The sequence below is a fragment of the Roseibium sediminis genome, from assembly GCF_008711325.1.
Lineage (GTDB): Bacteria > Pseudomonadota > Alphaproteobacteria > Rhizobiales > Stappiaceae > Roseibium > Roseibium sediminis.
Genome location: NZ_VXDB01000029.1, coordinates 16,466 through 35,053, shown reverse-complemented (window position 1 = coordinate 35,053; position 18,588 = coordinate 16,466). Strand labels below are relative to the sequence as shown.

Sequence of the window (18,588 nt, the reverse complement as noted above, 5' to 3'; positions counted from 1 at the left end):
ACCGCTTCCCAATGGCGTAATCAAAGCGCCAGGGCACAAAAATCTGCACAGTCTCAGACCGCCAAGCTCAACGGCCTCGATCCGGAAGCCTATTTGCGAGACGTACTGACCCACATCGCCGATCACCCCATCAACCGAATCGATGAACTGCTGCCGTGGTGCTGCAAATGACAAGCAAACTCTCCAGACGGCTGCTAAAACTGGACGCATTCCTGCACAGCGAGGCGGTTGACGAGGACGCCATGCTGCTCAGCGAACTCGACGGCTTCCTTGCCGGTGTCATTGTCTGTCCCGACCTCATTGCGCCGAGCGAATGGCTGCCTCTGATCTGGGGCGAAGAGCTCCCGGACTTCAAGAACGAAAAGCACGCTCAAGACATTCTCGACCTAATCATGGGACACTACAACGACATCATCCGGCAACTGAACCAAAGGCGCTACAGCCCGATCTACAACATCGACATAGATGGCAGTCCTTTATGGGAGCTGTGGGTGGACGGGTTCCATCAGGCCATGCAATTGCAGCCCGCCGCTTGGCTGATCTACGAAATAGATGCCGAAGAAGATTTGCAAAACGCCTTGTTCGTCATTGCCCGTCTCATGGAAATTGCAACGGAACCAAACGCGAAGCCCGAGGACATTGACCAGGAATTGGAAAACATCGCGGCTGACGTCATCCCATCCCAAATCGAGGTCCTTCATCACGCAAGGCTCAAGCTGCAAACCCCCGATACGCATGCGGGGCCTATAACCAAAGTCGGCTGGAACGATCCTTGCCCATGCGGGGCAGGCAAGAAATACAAACGGTGCTGCGGTCTTAAGTAAGCGTTCGCGGAACCCCACCTTTTCGTTTTTGTTCTGATATCGGACACCAGTCCCATTGACTATTTGGGAATGGAGGCAGGTTTGGGAGTACACAGAGAGCTCCATATGGGGTCCATATGCGGTTATGAGATTTTACCACGTGATAGGGGACAGCGGCGTTGGCCCAAAGAAGTGAAGGGGCAGCTTGTCGCTGAGACCTATCTGCCGGGCGTGAGTGTGAACGAGGTTGCCCGCCGCGTGGGCATGAAGCCAAATCATCTTTCGGCATGGCGGCGTTTGGCCCGGGAAGGTAAGCTTGTTGTGCCGGATCTTCCGGGAGCCGAGTTTGTACCGGCCGTTCTGGAACCGCCCCTGGCGCCCATTGAAGAGGACGCAAAGCCGCTGGCCGCGGTGGAGATCATTCATGGGGGAACCACAATCCGCCTGGAGGTTTCCGCGAGCCCGGACAGGATTGCCGGTATCGTGCGCGCCCTTGGGGGTGGGTCATGATTTTCCCCTCGAACCGGGTGCGGGTCTTCGTGGCGACGCGGCCTGTCGATTTTCGCAAAGGGCACGACGGCCTCGCCGCGTTGGTCCAGTCTGTTCTACGCAAGGACCCGTTCACCGGCACAGTTTTTGTGTTCCGGTCCAAGCGCGCAGACCGGTTGAAACTGTTGTATTTTGACGGAACCGGCCTGGTCATGGCTTACAAGCGCCTGGAAGATACGACCTTCACCTGGCCCGCCATCAAGGATGGCGCAATGTCGCTGAACCATGCCCAATTCGAAGCGCTGTTCTCGGGTCTGGACTGGCGCAAGGTGAAGGCGTTGGAGGCCCGCCCGCCCGCTGCGGCAGAATGAATCATGGTGTCGAATGCAGGGGTCATGGATTTGACTTCAGTGTATAAATCCGACCATGACCGCTGCTTTCAAAGACCTTGATCTTTCGATCCTGCCACCGGATTACCGTGCGGCGTTCGAGGTCTTGCAGGCCACTGCCGCACGGGTGTGGGAACTGGAAGAGATCAACAAGCGTCTTGAACATCTGGTGGCCGAGCTGAACCATGTGGTCCACGGCAAGAAGTCCGAGAAGCTGAGCGATGATGATCGCCAGTTGGCGTTCGAAGACCTTGAGGTCGCCGTGGCCGAGGTCGAGCAAAAGCAGGCGCAGGTGCCCGGCGGCGACAAGCCTAAACGCAAACGGGCCGCAAAGCGCAATATTGGCAACCTGCCCGATCATTTGCCGCGTATTGAACACGTCATGGAACCCGACAGTCTTGAGTGTCCCCATTGCCGGAAACTGGGCGGCCGCGGGGTAATACACAAGATCGGTGAGGATCGGAGCGAACGGCTGGACATCGTGCCTGTGCAATTGCGTGTGATCGTGACTGTGCGGCCCAGGTATGCCTGCCGGTCCTGCACGGACGGGGTTACTCAAGTGTCGGCTCCCGCTCATCTGATCGAGGGTGGTTTGCCCACCGAGGGTGCCATTGCCCACGTGCTGGTGTCCAAATACGCCGATCACTGTCCGCTGTACCGGCAAAGCCAGATCCTGGCCCGCTCGAGGATTGACATCCATCGCGCGACACTGGCCGATTGGACCGGCAAGGCCGCCTTCCATCTCAAACCGGTCGTGGACCGGTTGGCCGCGCATCTGAAGGTCTCCACCAAGCTGTTTATGGACGAAACCACGGCGCCGGTGCTCGATCCAGGTCGCGGGAAAACCAAGACCGGCTATCTATGGGCGCTTGCCCGGGACGACAGGCCCTGGGACGGCGGCGATCCACCCGGCGTGGTCTTCTTCTATGCGCCGGGACGCGCAGGTGAAAACGCCGAACGCTTCCTTGCCGGCTTCGACGGGATCCTGCAACTCGACGGCTACCAGGGCTGCAACTGCCTGACGCGCCCCTCCCGCAAGGGCGGCGATCCGATCCGCGTTGCCCATTGTTGGGCGCATGCACGGCGGAAACTGAAGGAAGTGTTCGACCGCGACGGCTCAGAAATCGCCGCCGAGGGCCTGCGACGGATTGCCGAGCTCTACAGGATCGAGGCCGATATCCGCGGCACGGCGCCAGGGCAGCGGCTCGCGACCCGGAAGGCTAGAACCGCGCCTCTGGTCGCAGCCTTCGGTGAATGGCTGCAAAAGCAACGCCGCCGGACCTCCGCCAAGTCCCGCCTCGGCGAGAAGCTTGCCTACATCCATCGTCACTGGGACGGTTTGCAGACCTTCCTCCACGACGGCCGTGTCGAGATTGATAGCAACAGTGTCGAGAACCTGATCCGGCCAATTGCCCTGAACCGGAAGAATGCCCTGTTCGCAGGCCATGACGAGGGCGGTCGAACATGGGGCCGCATCGCATCGCTCATCGAGACCGCGAAAATCAACAACGTGGAGCCCTTCGCCTACCTCAAGGCCACCCTCGAAGCAATCGCAACCGGCCATCCAAAAAGCCGGATCGACGAATTCCTGCCATGGAACTTCAACCCGTCAAGCTGAAACTGCCGTGAGGCGCTGACAACGCTTACAACGGTATCCGCCGCTATGCGATCAAGTTACAGGCTGATCGAGGACGGGCCGTTGCGAGAAAGACATGCGGTCTTACTCAAAATCTGGGATCAAACACCTAGCAACTGATCCGAAATCCTGCGACTACCTCTACAACCCAATGAGTGTGGATTTGTACTGCACGTACGGATGTCGTTAGCTCAATCGACCGAGTCGTCCAATCAGTCCGTGCGCAATGCCTTTGGTCATCATCCACCAGTGGAGGTGACGCGGCTTGGCGAACAATGAATAAAAGCCGTATTTGAGGAGCAGACGATATCCGTCGACTATCCGCCAATTTATCGGATAGCCGGTTTGCCGGTATAACCAGACTGCGTTGCGGAAATGATAGTAGTGACGCAGCGGGCTGTGCAATGGAATCATGCGATCTCCAAAACGGATCGGCGTATCACCAAGCTCGTGCTGCATACGGGCGCCGCACACGCCGTAGCTTTGTAGTCCCGCCGCCTTTGCGCGCAACCCCCACTCGATGTCGACGTAGTCGATGAACAGTTCGTCGCGCATTGGCCCGGTTCGCTCCAGCGCCGCCATCGGCATCAGACAGCCGGACGCGATTAGGTAGTCAACCTCGACCAATGCGTCCTCGCAGACGCAGCGTTGGCGTACGACCGAAAAACCTTCTATCCGGATGAACGGCGGGGGGTTGTCCTGGCGGGTATCGGTATAACGAGGACCAACCGCCGCGACCGGCTTGCCGGCAACGGCGAGACGACGCAGTACCTCGAACAGGTTCTGCACCATGCCAGGCTCTGGCATACTGTCGTGGTCGAACAGAATGACCGCATTGCAGCCGAGCTTGCGGGCCTGCTCTATGCCGACGTTCTGTGCCCGGGCGATGCCCATGTTGTCGCCGAGCCGGATGAGAATGGGGCCGGGAGTCGAAGCAGCGTCCTCGATCCATGCGACCTGCGCATCCGACGAGCCGTTGTCGATGACCACAATGTGCTGAACCTGATCGTACAGCGCGTCCAGTAGGCTCGCAAGCTTCTCCCGGTCGGGAAAATAGCTGACGATGACGGCACAAATATCAGGCGCTTCAAGGTTCATGCAGAGTCGGTCCTTTCGGGACGAGGCGGCTGAGTCAGGCATGCGGTTCATCTATTCTAACAGAAGAACCGTCTGATGCGCCTCCGGAAGGTGTTTCCGACCGAACGCAGCCCGCCAGTCTCGTATATGTAGCGTACCCGCCGCAACAGGCTAGGCCTCACGCGTCGAGAGTGGAAATAACTTCTGGCGAAGTCGCGGTCGGAGGCCGGCGCGAGCGTCTGCACAACCGCGCGCAGTGGTTCCGTTACTACTTGCCATCGATAGTTCGCGGCTGTCTCCGCGACCCGGCGCGAGCAGGCATCAGCAAGGGTCCGATCGTTGCTCAGATTTCGCAGAGCCTTGATCCAGCCATCGACATCCTCGCAGGCGACTACTGCGCCGAGCTGTCGGTGCTCGACTATGTCGGCGAAGTTATCACCAGCGCTGGTGACGATCGGCAGGCCACACCACAAATAGTCGAGCATGCGTGTACGGAAGGAGAATCGGGTCTCGGGATTGTCGAAATGCGCGCTCACCCCGACGTTGGCGTCGAGAAAGAAACTCTGCCGTTCACTGAAGGGAACCCAGCCAAAATTGAAATGGACGAAACGGTCTTTGAGGCCAAGCCGTTCGGCGAGGTCGATCGCTTCGCGGACAATGCTATGCTGATGGATTTCAGGATTTGGGTGCTTGATGCCGATGAAGACAAGATGCACCGGTCGGTCTGTACCGGCTAGCTCGCCGACCGCCTTGATGATGGTCAGTGGGTCAAACCACTGGTAGAGGCCGCCGCCCCACAGCGCCACGAAGGCATCTGCGGGAATGCCAAATTGCCGACGGAGCTGCGGCGCGGTTGGCACCGGCGGTTCATCGGGTAGGCCAAACGGAATTACGGCGAGCAGCTCGTCAAGCGAGGCATGACTGGCTTCGGGCCAACGCAGACCGTTGATCCGGCCCGCCATCGCAAGCGCCCCCGCCCAGAAGTCGAGCTGCTTCTCGCTGGCGCACAGGAAGTAGTCGCAGTAGGCTAACTGCTCAGCCATGACGCGGGCAGCATAACTACCAGCCGCCATGCGTGTGCCGATCTCGACGCCCTGCGACGATTGGTGATACTCGAGCGGAAGCGGGCAGTAGAGATCGGCGATCAACGCCGCCCGGGCGCGCTTCAGGAACGGATGGCGGATCAGGGCATTGCCCTGCACTAGGATGACGTCTGCGCAATCAGCGAGTTGGCGATGGTGGCGTTGGTCGGTTTCCAACACTGGAAACGGCAAGTCGAGCCCACCTTCCACCCGCGGCGCGGTAACGGTGACATCGAAGTCATGAAACAACGCCCGGGCAATTTCAATGCAACGGATCGCCGAACCGGCCATCTGCGTGCCAATAACGTCGTTGCATACCACTAGCAGACGACGCCTGACATCTACAACGCTCCGTTCGGAAATCACACTGGTGGCAAACATCCCGCTACAATCCAGTACAAGAAGCTTATCTGCTGTTCATTAAGTGTAGTCGAGCCTAGGTAACCGAGGCGAGCAAGTTGCTCCAGCTGGCCAGATAGCGATCATGATTGAACACGTCCATAGCCGTCCGTCGCGCCTCAGCTCCTATTTTTCGCGTCGCTTCGGGGTTGCGCATCAGATATAGAAGCTGCTCCCTCAGCTCGCCCGCCTCATTCGCATAGAAGCCATTGACTCCGTTCTTAATGAACATCTCAACGTCGTGATTGTTGGCGTTAACCGTGACGAGACCGCACATCATGGGCTCGCCGCGCGCACGTGGCATTGGCGACCGCAAGGTAGGATTGAAATATACGCTGTAGCCGCGCAGTTGATCAACGTAATTGCGGTACTTACCAATGGCATAGATATTATCGACATAGTCGATATCCGGTTCCGGAACCGCAAGCTGGCTCGGCAGGAACTCTCGTGGATAGCTTTCGTCGAACACCTGCTGGTAGAGGTAAAAACCACGATAATGCGGGCGCGAGGTGACCAGCGGGCCGAGCGGCGAAAGGATGCCACCCCGGTAGGTGGTTTGCTGGAACTCGGTCGGGTCGAAACCATGCCAGATGACGCGCGAACGATGGAAATTCCACTCGCCATGGGCCTGGTGCGAGTTACAGACGACCTCAATGTCTCTCACGTATTCGACCAGTCGGGTCCGTGCCTTCTCAATTACTTGCATGAGATCGGGCTTGTTGTAGCCCGGTGTGTACTGGCCGTGGAATTGAGGGGTGCCATGGCAGACAGCCACCTTAGGTAGATCGACATTCTCAACAAACCAGCGAAATGATGCGCCCCAGTCGGCGCCGATCTTGCCATTGGTATTCTCGTACGACAGCACGTTTTCGTCGAAATGAAGGATCGCAACGTCGAAATCGCGCGGGTCAACCTCAGCCGCAGCAATGAAATTGGCGTTGGCTGGCTTCGGACGCTGACCGTATTCCCAGTTTCCCATCGGTGTACCAAGACCGGTGACCAAGAAGAATTCGTGCGGCAGCTTGTAGAGTTCGTACTGGTGCGGTACGTGCCAGCGATAGGTCAGCACCCTCAGCCTCCGCTGAGTTCCAATGAAAAACGTCTTACCGTTGATGCTCTTGAAATGCTTATCGACTGCTCTGCGATCGGGTAGCTCGATGGTCTCCATCGCAAGTCTCTGCTCCCAATCAAGCAGCAGCTGGAATTTGCCCGATGCCCAGCGGCGGGCTGCCAGGCCAAGTTCGGGATGCTTGTCGAACAATTTTCTGAAATTCTTGAAGCTTCGGCGCAGCTTCTCAGCGTCCGAGATGCCAGAGGGATGGGAGATATGTACGCTAAAGGCATCTGTAGTAAACTTGATACGCAATCCGCGTTGATAAAGCCGGTAACCCATCTCAACGTCCTCCCAGCCGAAGCCGGTGGCCGGGTCGCGAGAATAGGAGAAGGCCGGATCGAAAAGTGGCCCGTCAACCGCTACCCGCTTGATCGAGAAATTACGAGTGATGCAGTTGAGGAAGCTGTGAAGATTGATCGGGTCCTGCAGCTCAGACAGCGCCAAAGCACGCTCAGGACAGCGCTCCAGTTCATCGAGGAACTGCAGCGGCGGCGCGTCATTGGTCTCAATGTTGTGCGGACCAATGACCACATCGCAATCCAGGTATGAATGCGCGTCGGCATGGGCCTTGAGGTAATCCCGGTTAAGCATGCAATCGGCGTCTATGATGACTATGATATCACCCGTCGCCGCATCGACACCGCGGTTCCGCGATATGCAGTTGCCCAGATTCCTATCGTTGCGAATGATACGATGACTAATCCGGGTAACTGGTTGGAGGCGCTCCTGCAGCTCGGCAAAGAGATCCGCAATGCGTTCCGACTCCGCAGCGGGGCTGGCGTCATCGACGAATATTATTTCGAACTCACCGGCATAAGTCTGGCTGAAATAGGACTCGAACACTGCGCCGATCTGGTCGCCTTTGGCGTGCAGAATAGTGACCAGTGAGATCTTCGGCAGCCTGCGCTGACGATAGGCACCGAGCACTTGCTCGACGGCGTGTGCAACCGGTACGTCGGCGATGTGCAAGCTTGGAGAGAACAGTTCGCACTGTGCCGTCTGATCGGAGAGCAGGAAGTCGGCGAAGAATGGCCAAGCCTTGATCTGGCGCGGCTCGGGCACAGCCACGTCAAGCGCGACGAGAGCTACCGGGATGCCGAAATTGCGGGCAAGCAGGGCAGCCGTTCGAGCAGCTCCGACTTCCGCTTTCGCAGGCAGAAGTAGTAGGTCGGCGCCAGCTTGGTTCAGGCGCTCATTTGTCAGTTCGACAAGGGGGATAGTGACAATGTCCAACCGGTCGGAAGGTTGCAATCGATTTTGCCAGTAATCGGCGCCACGGGAGCCGTCAGTAGCGAGCAGGGCGACCCGTCGCGGGACCGCAACCAACACTTCCTGCTTCGGTTCATCCCGACGGTAACAGAATGATCTATCATCATGCTGCAGCAACAGCGACAGCTGGCTGCCGGGGAAAGGAAGCCCTACACTAGCCTCGTCGGGCGGAACTGCGAAGTCGTCGGTCGAGCAACGCAACCAAAAATGGTGTCGGCCACCAAAGGCACGCCAGAGCGCCACATGATTACCTGGCACACCGTCCGAGCGGACAGTCAGCCAGATACCGGCCTTCGGGTCTAGTTCCTGCACATCTTCGAGATTAAGCCAATAATGCTCGTTGTCACCGAGATTTCTGCCAGCCACCGTCTCGCGGTAGAGGACCCGACCAGTGCGTTCGTGCAGGACTATTTCGACGGTGCAGTCATTGCTTCGCTGGAAAGTGGCGAATAGCAAAGCAATGCCTTTGATGTTTCCATCGCGGAGGTCGAGCCTCTGGGAGACCTCAAAACCCTTAAGAAGTAGGATGACCTTGGGAGTCACCAGCAGCCTACCGATGTAGGCCAGGACGCTATGGAAGCGTCGCGCGGCGAAGCGAACGCCAGTCCACATCGGAGATCCGACCGCGGTCACTACGCCACTGTCGCTGCGCGCGGCATATTTAATGCCATTCCAGACCAACCGCTTCACGGTGGTCTTGACAAGGCTTAGATCGGCTATCCCGGTACGTCGTTCATTCATCCCGAGCATGTCCTATCAAGATAATTTTCGTCCCCCGTTCGGAGACGAGCTTACAAAGGATTTAGCGAAGATACGTTAGTTGATAGTTTTCAACACCTTTGTTCGATTGACAAATATCGAGACTGGTTCGCTTCTGATGCGTGTTGCCAAAACTTCACTGTCGTTCCTTGAATAGCTGCATTGAACTTGGGCCTGCCGCCGCGAGGGCCACCAGCAGCATGATGATCTGAAACACCGTCGCGAAGGCCACCGATGTCGCTGCCGGCACTTGATAAAGCGACAACGAAAAGATTGCCGCCACTTGGTAGACGCCAACATAGCCGGGCGCCGATGGCAGAATCGACCCGGCGGCAAAAAACACCCAGACCAGTAAGGGCGCAAGCGGCGGTATCGACAATCCGAAAGCCAGCATTAGCGTGTAGAAGGCAATATAGTCGAAGGCGAGGATCAGTAGCACGACCAGCAACAACTCAGTCCGAACTGAACTGCGTCCAGACTGGACGAACTCGCGCTTGAGCTCGACCAGGAAGGTCTCTACCGATACTGGCCATTTGCTAATAACCCGTCGCAGCAGGGCAAACCATTGCTCGCGGAAAAGATTGTAGATCTTCGACACCCTCAGCGCTACCAGCGCGCCGATGGTAGCAAATATGATCGCAAGTGCCAGCAGCCATTTAGCGAGCAATGCACCAGCTGGGTAAACCATATAGATGACCATACCGGCAACGAACAGCACCAGCATATCAACGAGCCGATCGATCACCGCTCCAGCAAGCGGGCCGGCCACCGTAGTACCGCGCAATCTGGCGAGGGTAATCGCTCGGACGAACTCGCCAGCACGACCCGGTAAGATCATATTGGCGAGCACCCCGAGGAAAGTAGCTCTGACAACTTGCAGCTGCTCCGACCGCGGCAGTCCGAGGATCAAACGCCAGCGGATGCTACGGAGGAGGATGCCACCGAAGACAAATGCGATACACAGCGCCAATTGTGGCAATTTCACAGAGGCGAACGCCTGCCAGACATGCGCAAGATTGATGTCGCGCAGCGCTAACCACAGGAGTAGTCCACTGATCAGAAAACCTGTGATCAGCGCGACAAAGCGCTTGTGATCCGCTTTGATCACGGCAGCCGCTCCACTTGGATCAGCGCAAACATCGCGAAATGGCCGGCGGGCAGCAGACCCTCCAACCATCGTACGGGCTTATATAGAAACTTCGGCACCAGGGAGCGCAGTGAAACACCCCCGGATACCAGGTAAGAAATCGGCATAATTGGTTCAATCTTAACGATTTCGAGCTTGGGAAACCGTCGCCTGAATTCTTCTCTGTCGCGCGAGAAAACAATCCAAGGCAAGGCGCCGTTTGCGCCCGAAAGAGGTCCCGTGGCGGGAATATCCCAACCTGCGGATGGTTCAAACGGCTCGTGGTGCAAATGCGTGTAAACCCATTCCGACCAAGGTGTGCGCCAAGGTTCAATCATCACAATGCGTCCACCGGTACGTAGGCACCGTGATGCCTCGGCAAAAAACCGATCGACGCCAGGAATGTGATGAAGCACATCGGTCATTACGATAGCATCAAGCTCGCCGTCCGAGAACCGCAGATTGCAAGCATCGGCAACAACGTCGACTCCCTTTACGGGGAAAATCTCGCTAGTAATCGCATTTGGCAGCACTTCTTTAAAAAAACCTGCACCCGACCCCAATTCCAAGACACGATCCCGATACGGCAACGCATCAAGAATGCGACCATACCACTCTTGGTAGATTGATTTCAGGAACGGTTTTTCGACGATTATTTGGCGGCGTAGTTCTGTGGTGTGCGGGTCATCGATTGATAATCCGCGCGTCAGAGGATGTGCCAGGATCTGATTGAGAATACCCAATTTACTGTCTCGCCGTTCAGATGAATTTGATCCGCCTTGCGGCGAAAGCTACCATTTTAAGCAGCAGCCATCCATGTCGCCAGCGGCTGATGTTTGTCTCACCGTATCGCCGCGCCCTATAGCGGATCGGAACTTCCTGAATCTTAAGGTTGAGCCGCGCGGCTCCGAATAGGAGGTCGAAATCTCCAAATGGATCGAAGTCCCCAAAGAAGGATCGATTTTCGGCAATACGATTGTAGTCGGTTTTCCGCAGCACTTTCGTGCCGCACAAGGTGTCGCGAATAGGTTGACCCAGAAGCCAGGAAAATGCCTGCGAAAAGAACTTGTTGCCAATCAGATTGGCAAATCGCATTGCCTGATCGTTCATCGGATATACCAATCGAACGCCGTTGACAAATTCGGCGCCACCGCTCGCCACCAGATCGTAAAATCGCGGCAGATCCTCGGGCGGCACTGTAATGTCGGCATCAAGGATCATCAGGATATCACCCGTTGCCGCGTCGAAACCGCAGCGCACCGCGTCACCCTTGCCCTTGCCGGGTTGCTTCAGCAACATGCATTTGCGCTGCGGATTGGCTTCAATCGCTCGCGAGATGGCATCGTAGGTGTCGTCGGTAGAATTACCTTCGACGAAGATGATTTCAGTGCCTCCACCCATTTCGGGAATGCGCGCCATCAGCTCGTCAATGTGGCCGGACTCGTTGCGGGCGGCAACAACCACCGAAACCGTCGGTTGGGCGATATTCGGCCCCATGCTGGGACGCGCCAACATAAAGGCCGAGAAGGCGAGAAAGCGAAACGGAAAAATGCGCACCAGATACCTGTTGGCGAAAGTCGACAGCAGCGGAATATTAACCGGCACCAGCACCTCCTCCCAGTGGCGCAGAGGCTGATAGCCAGAGATCTCGAGCAGGTTCTGGATGTCGTGCGGGGTAAGCCAGTTTTGAACCAACAACGGCTCGGCCAAACCAAGCTTGCGTGCAGCACGCAACGGTAGGCTCCACAGATGACTCTGCACGTTGAAGATCAGCCTAGTATGCGGCGCGCAATAGCGCCTGATCCAAGCGAGGAAAGCTTGCACGTCCCACAAGTCATTGAGCAATTCGGAGACAATGATGTAGTCAAACGTCCGCTCGCCGAGCTCGAATTCGTGCGCATCGGCAATCAGGAATTCCAAATCCGGGTAGTGCTTTCGCGCCTCGGTAATTGCTGTCGCGCTAAAATCGACACCGAGCCCTTGCGCCGGACGCATCGCCGCAAGCAGGTGGCCCTCACCACAACCAATCTCCAGCACCGAGGCGCCAGCTGGCACCAAATTACCATATGAATGCTGTAGGCGCCGCCGGTAGTAGCCGCCGAGCAACGAACGCTTGCGAGTGAAGACGGCGTTCCAGAATTCCTGCCGTTGTTGCCTATATGCGCCCGCCTCGGTGGCAAATGTTTCTTCGGGTTCAGCCATAGCGAATGTGCAATCCTTTTATTTATGCATATGTCCGAGCGCGCGTGCTTCATGCCGTCGTTTCGTACGGGCACCTGTGGTTCGCAGCCGCGTCAGACGCAGTCTCTATAATCGTTTGTCAGGAGCCGCCCTTACTGGCAAAGATGTTGACGTAATAAGAAGGGTCATCGACAACTGCGTCGATATCTTCCAATGCGCCGGTTGCGACGATTTGCATCCCATAGCCGCAATCCGCCAGCAATTGCAATAACTCACGAGGGTCGTCGCCGGCCCGGGATATTCCATAAGGCCAAAACTCCATGAACAACTTCGGCCCGGTGGCGGCCGCAAGCATCTCGCGCGCTCCGAGCAGCGCCTGATACTCGTGACCTTGAATGTCCATTTTGATGAAGTCTATCGGGCCGTGATCCTTGAAATATTCGTCGATTGCGTAGGTTCGTATATCCGTTACGGCTCGTCCCGTACCATCGTCGTAGGTATGGTGGTCGACATTAAGGTCGGGCGAAATGAACAGTTTCGCGAGACCGGACTGCCTACCAATGGCACCGTTGATCGTCGTCACGTTGCTGAGACCGGTCACCCGTTTGCGTAGCATAGTGTAATTGCGCGGCTCCGGTTCGAATGCGAATACATGACCGGCGGATCCCACCATTTCGTAAAGTAATCGGCTGTAGAAGCCGATATTGGCGCCGATGTCGATTACCTTCGCACCGGGCCGTACATTCGCACCGATCAACTGGATCGCCGCGACGTCGGAATAGCGCTTGTAGGCGGAATAGAGCGGCACATAGACCGCCGGAAACGCCCGGTAAAGCCGATCACCCAAATAAAATATGAAATTTTTCATTGTCTGCTTTTCTTGCATTTAGTGTGATAGCGATCGATACGGAATGCGGTCTGGCACTACTGGTCAGCGCCGGCGCCAACGGAAGAGCCACTCGGCGGCAACGACCACCAACACAGTGCTGCCAAACATGATCAGAGGCAGGCTTGGATCAAGCATGCGCGGATAACCGACGATCGCAGCACCGGTCAGCCAAGGGATGACGGCTACCACAGGAATGATGGCCAGCTCGAACCCATAGCGAAGTGGCAAAACGAGCAACCCGATGCAACCGAGGATAACGCCGAGTGCCGATTTGTCGATCAGGATCGTGTAGTCGATAGGGTTGCCGAATAGGCTGGTGCGCGACACCTTGCTGAGATACTCAACGTCGATAGTTACACTGGCCTTGAGTCGACGCATGATATGGTTTGGCAGCTCTAAATAGTTTTCCCGAATCCATGCCCAAGCCACCTGATTTGCATAACGGCTGGCTTCCAGGTCGGTCTTGAAATTCTCCGATGCCGTCGCCTGCAGCTCGTTCACGTCGGTCACGACAACGGTGTCGTTCGGCAAGCGTACCTTAATCTGGCCAAGATCCCACAAAAAACTATAGGATGCTTGAGTCGACAGCGGCACAAGCTCGCCGTAGATGCTGTAGTTGCGGGCGATCCATGGTCCCCAAAGCAGCATTACGCCGACAGTCACTAACGTGAAGATCCGTACTAGCCGACGTATTTCAGCAAAGCTCCAGAAGGTAGTGGTCCCTTCGTTGCGCCGTGCCCTCAGGTAGTCTACCGCAACATAGGCTGCGAAGGCCAGCGGCAGGATTGCCAGAGAGTTCGGTCGGTTTAGCACATTGGCCATCAGTATGAGGCCAAACAGTAGCTGTGCCCACCACCGCTCATTGCGCAGCATCAGCAGGAAGGACGCTGCGGTAGCGTAGGTGAACATCTCGTGGATGCTCTCACGCGACAGCTTGAGGCTCCAGAATATCGACGGCTTGCTGAGTGCAACGACAGCAATGAGCAGAACCGCGAGCCACGAGGAGCCGGTCAGGCGCCTGAGCTCGAGGCTGAGCCAGACTAGAGCACACCAGAGCAACGTTGTCTGAAAGAACTGCCAGAATATCAGCTCGTCGCCGAACAGTGTCAGCACCAGCGCGCGCATTGCAAATAAAGTCGGGGTACTGTAGGTCTGCCAAAACTGCGACCAAGAGAAATCGCCGTTCTGCGCAACCTGATGAGCCACCGACTCGAAATTTGCCATGTCGGAAAACGGCAGCTCAGTAACGCTTTCCCAATAGGCGATTCGCAGACCCCAGAAAAGAATCGTGAACAGGCCGACGCCGAGCAAGACCTGGTGCCGCGCAAGGTCCCGTAGGTTCATCACGATACCTCGATCTCGGTAGCTAGGAAATCTTGATAAGTCTGCTTAAGGCCGATGCGCAGCTCAGTGCTGGCGCGCCAACCGAGCCGGTCCAGCTTGCTCACGTCGGTCAACTTGCGCGGGGTACCGTCAGGCTTGCTTGGATCAAACACGATCTTGCCTTCGAAGCCAACCACTTCGCCGACCAGTTGCGCCAGCTCGGCTATGGTAACGTCAGTGCCGAAGCCGATGTTGATCAGGGGCGGCTCTGCAGCACCATCCGTTTCACTGGTGGTATCGATAACCGGCTGGAACTCGGGGTCGGACAAGCTCATAAGGTGGACACATGCCGCTGCCATATCGCGGCTGTAGAGAAATTCGCGGCGAGGCGTGCCGGTGCCCCAGACTACGACCTTTGCCTCACCGTTGCGTTTGGCGTGATCGAACTTTCGGATCAAAGCCGGAATGACGTGGCTGTTTTCCGGATGATAATTGTCACCCGGCCCATAGAGGTTGGTCGGCATCACAGCCAGATAGCGGGTTCCGTATTGCCGGTTGTAGCTCCAGCACGTCTCAATGCCAGCGATCTTCGCGATTGCGTAGGGTCGGTTGGTCTGCTCCAGTGACCCGGTCAGCAGATGCTCCTCCTTGATCGGCTGTGGCGAGAATTTCGGGTAGATACAGCTAGAGCCGAGGAACAGCAGTCGCTTGACGCCGTTCTGCCATGCGCTGTGAATGACGTTGGTCTGGATTGCGAGGTTTTCGCGTATGAACTCGGCCGGATAGGTATTGTTGGCGACGATGCCACCGACTTTGGCGGCGGCGAGAAATACGTAGCGAGGCTGTTCGGTGGCGAAGAACGCCTCTGTCGCCGCCTCATTTGTCAGGTCGAGCTCGGCGCGGCTGCGGGTCGCCAAATTGGTGTAGCCCCGTTCACGCAGCTCAAGCATTAGCGCAGAGCCTACCAAGCCGCGATGACCCGCGACATAAATCTTTGAGGAACGGTCCATCGGTCTACTCGTTATAATCCATAGCCTTGTAGCCGTGCTTCTTTACGAGTTCGTCGCGCTCGGCAAACTTGAGATCTTCGCGCACCATCTCGGCGACCAGCTCCTCGAAGCTGATCTGTGGCATCCAGCCAAGTTTTTCCATCGCTTTGCTCGGGTCGCCTAGCAAGGAATCTACCTCGGTCGGGCGGAAATAGCGCGGATCAACCTGAACCACTGGTTGGCTGATTTCCAGATGTGGAGACGGCGGCATCAGATAGCCCTTTTCCTCGACGCCAGAGCCTTCCCATCGCAACTTCATACCGAGCACGTTCGCCGCCACCTCTACAAACTGGCGAACTGAGTACTGGACGCCGGTCGCGATCACGAAGTCCTCCGGCCTGTCTTGTTGCAACATCAACCATTGCATCTCGACATAGTCACGAGCATGGCCCCAGTCGCGTTTGGAGTCTAGATTTCCAAGGTAGAGGCAATCCTGCAGGCCAAGTTTAATGCGGGCGAGCGCGCGGGTGATCTTGCGGGTGACGAAGGTCTCACCGCGTATCGGGCTCTCGTGGTTAAATAGGATGCCATTGCAGGCGTACATGCCGTATGCCTCGCGATAGTTGACCACTATCCAGTATCCGTAGAGCTTGGCTACAGCATAGGGGCTGCGTGGATAGAATGGTGTCGTCTCCTTCTGCGGCACCTCCTGCACTAAGCCATATAGCTCGGATGTGCTGGCCTGATAGAAACGTGTCTTTCGCTCTAGCCCGAGGATGCGGATCGCTTCAAGCAGCCTCAGAACGCCAAGCGCATCGGAATTTGCAGTATATTCCGGCTCTTCGAACGACACCGCGACGTGACTCTGGGCGGCGAGATTGTATATCTCGTCTGGTTGAATATGCTGGATAATCCGGATCAGGCTCGAGCTGTCGGTCATATCGCCATGATGCAGGAAGAAGCGAAGATTCTTGTCGTGGCGATCCTGATAGAGATGGTCGATGCGATCAGTGTTGAACAAGGAGGTGCGGCGCTTTATGCCGTGTACCTCGTAGCCTTTCTCCAACAGCAGCTCGGCAAGATAAGCTCCGTCCTGCCCCGTGATGCCGGTGATCAGCGCTTTTTTAGACATTAAATACGCACCTTTAGTAGTAAGTTGTCGACTGTCGTTGCGTGCGACGCCAGTCAGCAGGCGCCTTCGAACCCTCGTTGCGCCCAGGGCTTAAGCATAAATCCTTGTATAAGGTCCGAACCTCAGGTCCATTCGCCAGCCTCAGACTTGCCGTACACCTAACCTGACGTTTCAGTTGAAAGCTAAATTCAGATATCACTTTCAGGTGCCGCACATATTCACTTATGTCAAGCTAATGAAGAGCTTCCTCAAGCATCTCATATTTGTGGTCGAAACCGCGGCAAAAAGGGCGACGTAAATGAATGAGTAACATCGTAGCTAGCGCGAGTATGATTTTTGATCTCGAAGCGCCTTCCAACAAAGGGGATAGCCGGATAATGCTCGGTCTAGTTCCTATATACTCGGCATCTTGCGGCCCTATTCTGCCTTGCAGAACATGACGAACACTAGAATTGACAACTCTTCCGGCGTGAAATTACGGAACTGCGGCGCCATGTTAGCTATATCTATGGGCGTGACCAGCACTGGCAAACTTGCAGAGTCGTCGACTAGCATCCGCTCCGCCCCCAAGCATCCTACCTGGTACATATCAGTGCCACCGTTAGGCAGTACCGGCAGACTGCCGGCGAATAGATTTCGGGTAACCTGCCAACCGGCTTCGGTCAAAATCCGCACATAGTCCTTATGCCGCCAACGATTGTGATCTTCGCTGTACTTCGCCGCAAAGGTGTCGTCGTCGCAATAAAGGTATTTAAGCGGATGGGAAAAATCGGTGTGATCGCGCGCGTCAACCGAATGGAGGGCGATGCAGCCCGGCGCCGCGATCCGTCGCAGAACGCCAGAGATTTCAGGCAGTTGACGCATATGCTCCAGCACGCTGAAGGAAAACATCAGGTCGACGCCGCTGACGAATTTGTCGAGATTAATGGCATCGATTCCTCCCAGTTGAGTGAACAACAACGGATTGAGTCGACAGGTTTGTCCGTCTTCCGAAAAACGGACGACCTCAGTCAGGTCGCGTGCATGTGGCGCGACGAGACCGCTCAAAAGCGCCACATTTCGCGCGTAGTCGGCTGCTATGTCGACGTCAATTTCGACGATGTTGTTGAGATAGACGTGTTTCGCCCCGGCTAGGCCGAGGCAGATAGCGAGGCCGTTGGAAGGGCTCGCGCCAAGTTCGAGACAGTTCAAATTGTCAATCGAAACCTCCGCCCTCTGCAGCAGCATCAACAACATGCGAAAGGTGTAGACCTGATGCAGCTCTGCCCCTTGCGATGCTATGTAATTCGTCAGGCAAGTTCGAAAGAACTCTGCCGATTGCATCTGCGATTCCACCGCACGTTGAACGAAGCTTCGTTCGTCGGCGGCACTCGAGGGGGCAACAACGACATAGGTACGACGGTTGGTGATTGGGCTCGAGTTGTCAGAGCTGGAAAAGTAAAGTTCGTTGCCCCAATGCGAGTACGCACCGTTACCAGTGCCTCTCACGGCATCATGAGAGGCACTGGCCGGCCCTAGCTGTATGCCGTTCTCGAACAGCATCAGCATAGACCGGGTACGCGAACCCATGCCCTCTCCCAGATAGCCGAGGCTACTGAGATCGACTTTGTAGCAGTTGCCTTCGTCGAGGTGGATCTCTTCCAATTCGAGCAATTTCATCAATTCTGGACCATTTTTTGCTAGTTATCGCCGATATCGCCCCTATTCCGCGGGACAGAGCAAAACCAACTATAAGCCGTTATCTGTTTGATTATGGGCCCGTCCGGCAACAGTGGTATAAGATGGTCCACATATGCCTTAAACTCATAGTCTACAACAATTAGTTGATTGGGACGCACTTGCCGCAGTAGTCCTTTTTTGACTCAACTTCTGTAATTGGCAGAGCCTAGGACGGGCAACGCGTGTGATCGCCTTCTTAGTGGTAGGATTAC

Annotated in this window: 16 protein-coding genes; 5 read left to right on the top strand and 11 right to left on the bottom strand. The window is 56.3% G+C overall.

The annotated features are described in order from the left end of the window. From F0155_RS20520 to tnpC, 5 genes are all read left to right on the top strand, one after another. Positions 1–171 (top strand): transposase domain-containing protein (locus tag F0155_RS20520; RefSeq protein WP_150526437.1); only part of this gene is annotated, 171 nt, incomplete at its 5' end. Then, a complete protein-coding gene (locus F0155_RS20515; RefSeq protein ID WP_150526441.1) occupies positions 168–824 on the top strand; it encodes a UPF0149 family protein in 657 nt (218 codons plus the stop codon). The genes F0155_RS20520 and F0155_RS20515, both read left to right, overlap by 4 nt. Positions 825–893: 69 nt before the next feature. Beyond that, complete coding sequence (tnpA, locus tag F0155_RS20510; protein WP_342212484.1) at positions 894–1,313, top strand: IS66-like element accessory protein TnpA; 420 nt, start codon at positions 894–896, stop codon at positions 1,311–1,313. After that, the gene (gene tnpB / locus F0155_RS20505; protein ID WP_150526435.1) at positions 1,310–1,663 is read left to right on the top strand and encodes an IS66 family insertion sequence element accessory protein TnpB; all 354 of its coding nucleotides are present in this window, start codon (positions 1,310–1,312) and stop codon (positions 1,661–1,663) included. The genes tnpA and tnpB overlap by 4 nt, the downstream gene beginning before the upstream one ends. A 55-nt stretch (positions 1,664–1,718) precedes the next feature. Continuing rightward, positions 1,719–3,299: an IS66 family transposase gene (tnpC, locus tag F0155_RS20500; protein ID WP_244303559.1), complete on the top strand. Its 1,581-nt coding sequence runs from the start codon at positions 1,719–1,721 to the stop codon at positions 3,297–3,299. 204 nt (positions 3,300–3,503) lie between these two features. Here the strand turns inward: tnpC and F0155_RS20495 are convergent, their stop codons facing one another. The 11 genes from F0155_RS20495 to F0155_RS20445 all read right to left on the bottom strand — a co-directional run bounded on the left by F0155_RS20495 (position 3,504) and on the right by F0155_RS20445 (position 18,316). After that, positions 3,504–4,415, bottom strand: coding sequence for a glycosyltransferase family 2 protein (locus F0155_RS20495; protein WP_161599862.1), 912 nt, complete (start codon positions 4,413–4,415; stop codon positions 3,504–3,506). 56 nt (positions 4,416–4,471) lie between these two features. Continuing rightward, positions 4,472–5,857, bottom strand: a complete 1,386-nt coding sequence (locus F0155_RS20490) for a glycosyltransferase (protein ID WP_150526433.1) — start codon at positions 5,855–5,857, stop codon at positions 4,472–4,474. A 55-nt stretch (positions 5,858–5,912) separates the two neighbouring features. After that, positions 5,913–8,999, bottom strand: coding sequence for a glycosyltransferase (locus F0155_RS20485; RefSeq protein WP_161599861.1), 3,087 nt, complete (start codon positions 8,997–8,999; stop codon positions 5,913–5,915). Positions 9,000–9,153: 154 nt separating this feature from the next. Then, entirely contained in the window at positions 9,154–10,125 is a 972-nt protein-coding gene (locus F0155_RS20480) for a lysylphosphatidylglycerol synthase transmembrane domain-containing protein (RefSeq protein ID WP_161599860.1), read from the bottom strand. Further along, entirely contained in the window at positions 10,122–10,886 is a 765-nt protein-coding gene (locus tag F0155_RS20475; protein WP_208999398.1) for a class I SAM-dependent methyltransferase, read from the bottom strand. The genes F0155_RS20480 and F0155_RS20475 overlap by 4 nt, the downstream gene beginning before the upstream one ends. 16 nt (positions 10,887–10,902) lie before the next feature. Continuing rightward, on the bottom strand, positions 10,903–12,345 hold the full coding sequence (locus F0155_RS20470) for a bifunctional class I SAM-dependent methyltransferase/glycosyltransferase family 2 protein (protein WP_150526430.1): 1,443 nt from the start codon (positions 12,343–12,345) through the stop codon (positions 10,903–10,905). Between the two features lie 118 nt (positions 12,346–12,463). Further along, the gene (locus tag F0155_RS20465; RefSeq protein ID WP_161599859.1) at positions 12,464–13,192 is read right to left on the bottom strand and encodes an FkbM family methyltransferase; all 729 of its coding nucleotides are present in this window, start codon (positions 13,190–13,192) and stop codon (positions 12,464–12,466) included. A 63-nt stretch (positions 13,193–13,255) separates the two neighbouring features. Beyond that, the gene (locus F0155_RS20460; RefSeq protein WP_150526428.1) at positions 13,256–14,557 is read right to left on the bottom strand and encodes a hypothetical protein; all 1,302 of its coding nucleotides are present in this window, start codon (positions 14,555–14,557) and stop codon (positions 13,256–13,258) included. Beyond that, positions 14,557–15,546: a GDP-L-fucose synthase family protein gene (locus tag F0155_RS20455; protein ID WP_150526427.1), complete on the bottom strand. Its 990-nt coding sequence runs from the start codon at positions 15,544–15,546 to the stop codon at positions 14,557–14,559. Before F0155_RS20455 ends, F0155_RS20460 begins: the two co-directional genes overlap by 1 nt. Positions 15,547–15,550: 4 nt before the next feature. Further along, positions 15,551–16,657 carry a GDP-mannose 4,6-dehydratase gene (gmd, locus tag F0155_RS20450; protein ID WP_150526426.1) on the bottom strand — a complete coding sequence of 369 codons (1,107 nt, stop codon included), beginning with the start codon at positions 16,655–16,657 and terminating at the stop codon, positions 15,551–15,553. A gap of 417 nt (positions 16,658–17,074) precedes the next feature. Then, positions 17,075–18,316: a hypothetical protein gene (locus tag F0155_RS20445; RefSeq protein ID WP_150526425.1), complete on the bottom strand. Its 1,242-nt coding sequence runs from the start codon at positions 18,314–18,316 to the stop codon at positions 17,075–17,077. Positions 18,317–18,588 lie beyond the last annotated feature (272 nt).

Excerpts from the sequence above, each read along its gene's own strand:
- F0155_RS20515 (WP_150526441.1), top strand. The coding sequence starts at position 168 with ATGACAAGCAAACTCTCCAGACGGCTGCTAAAACTGGACGCATTCCTG.
- tnpA (WP_342212484.1), top strand. The coding sequence starts at position 894 with ATGGAGGCAGGTTTGGGAGTACACAGAGAGCTCCATATGGGGTCCATA.
- tnpB (WP_150526435.1), top strand. The coding sequence starts at position 1,310 with ATGATTTTCCCCTCGAACCGGGTGCGGGTCTTCGTGGCGACGCGGCCT.
- tnpC (WP_244303559.1), top strand. The coding sequence starts at position 1,719 with ATGACCGCTGCTTTCAAAGACCTTGATCTTTCGATCCTGCCACCGGAT.
- F0155_RS20495 (WP_161599862.1), bottom strand. The coding sequence starts at position 4,415 with ATGAACCTTGAAGCGCCTGATATTTGTGCCGTCATCGTCAGCTATTTT.
- F0155_RS20490 (WP_150526433.1), bottom strand. The coding sequence starts at position 5,857 with ATGTTTGCCACCAGTGTGATTTCCGAACGGAGCGTTGTAGATGTCAGG.
- F0155_RS20485 (WP_161599861.1), bottom strand. The coding sequence starts at position 8,999 with ATGAATGAACGACGTACCGGGATAGCCGATCTAAGCCTTGTCAAGACC.
- F0155_RS20470 (WP_150526430.1), bottom strand. The coding sequence starts at position 12,345 with ATGGCTGAACCCGAAGAAACATTTGCCACCGAGGCGGGCGCATATAGG.
- F0155_RS20465 (WP_161599859.1), bottom strand. The coding sequence starts at position 13,192 with ATGAAAAATTTCATATTTTATTTGGGTGATCGGCTTTACCGGGCGTTT.
- F0155_RS20460 (WP_150526428.1), bottom strand. The coding sequence starts at position 14,557 with ATGAACCTACGGGACCTTGCGCGGCACCAGGTCTTGCTCGGCGTCGGC.
- F0155_RS20455 (WP_150526427.1), bottom strand. The coding sequence starts at position 15,546 with ATGGACCGTTCCTCAAAGATTTATGTCGCGGGTCATCGCGGCTTGGTA.
- gmd (WP_150526426.1), bottom strand. The coding sequence starts at position 16,657 with ATGTCTAAAAAAGCGCTGATCACCGGCATCACGGGGCAGGACGGAGCT.
- F0155_RS20445 (WP_150526425.1), bottom strand. The coding sequence starts at position 18,316 with ATGAAATTGCTCGAATTGGAAGAGATCCACCTCGACGAAGGCAACTGC.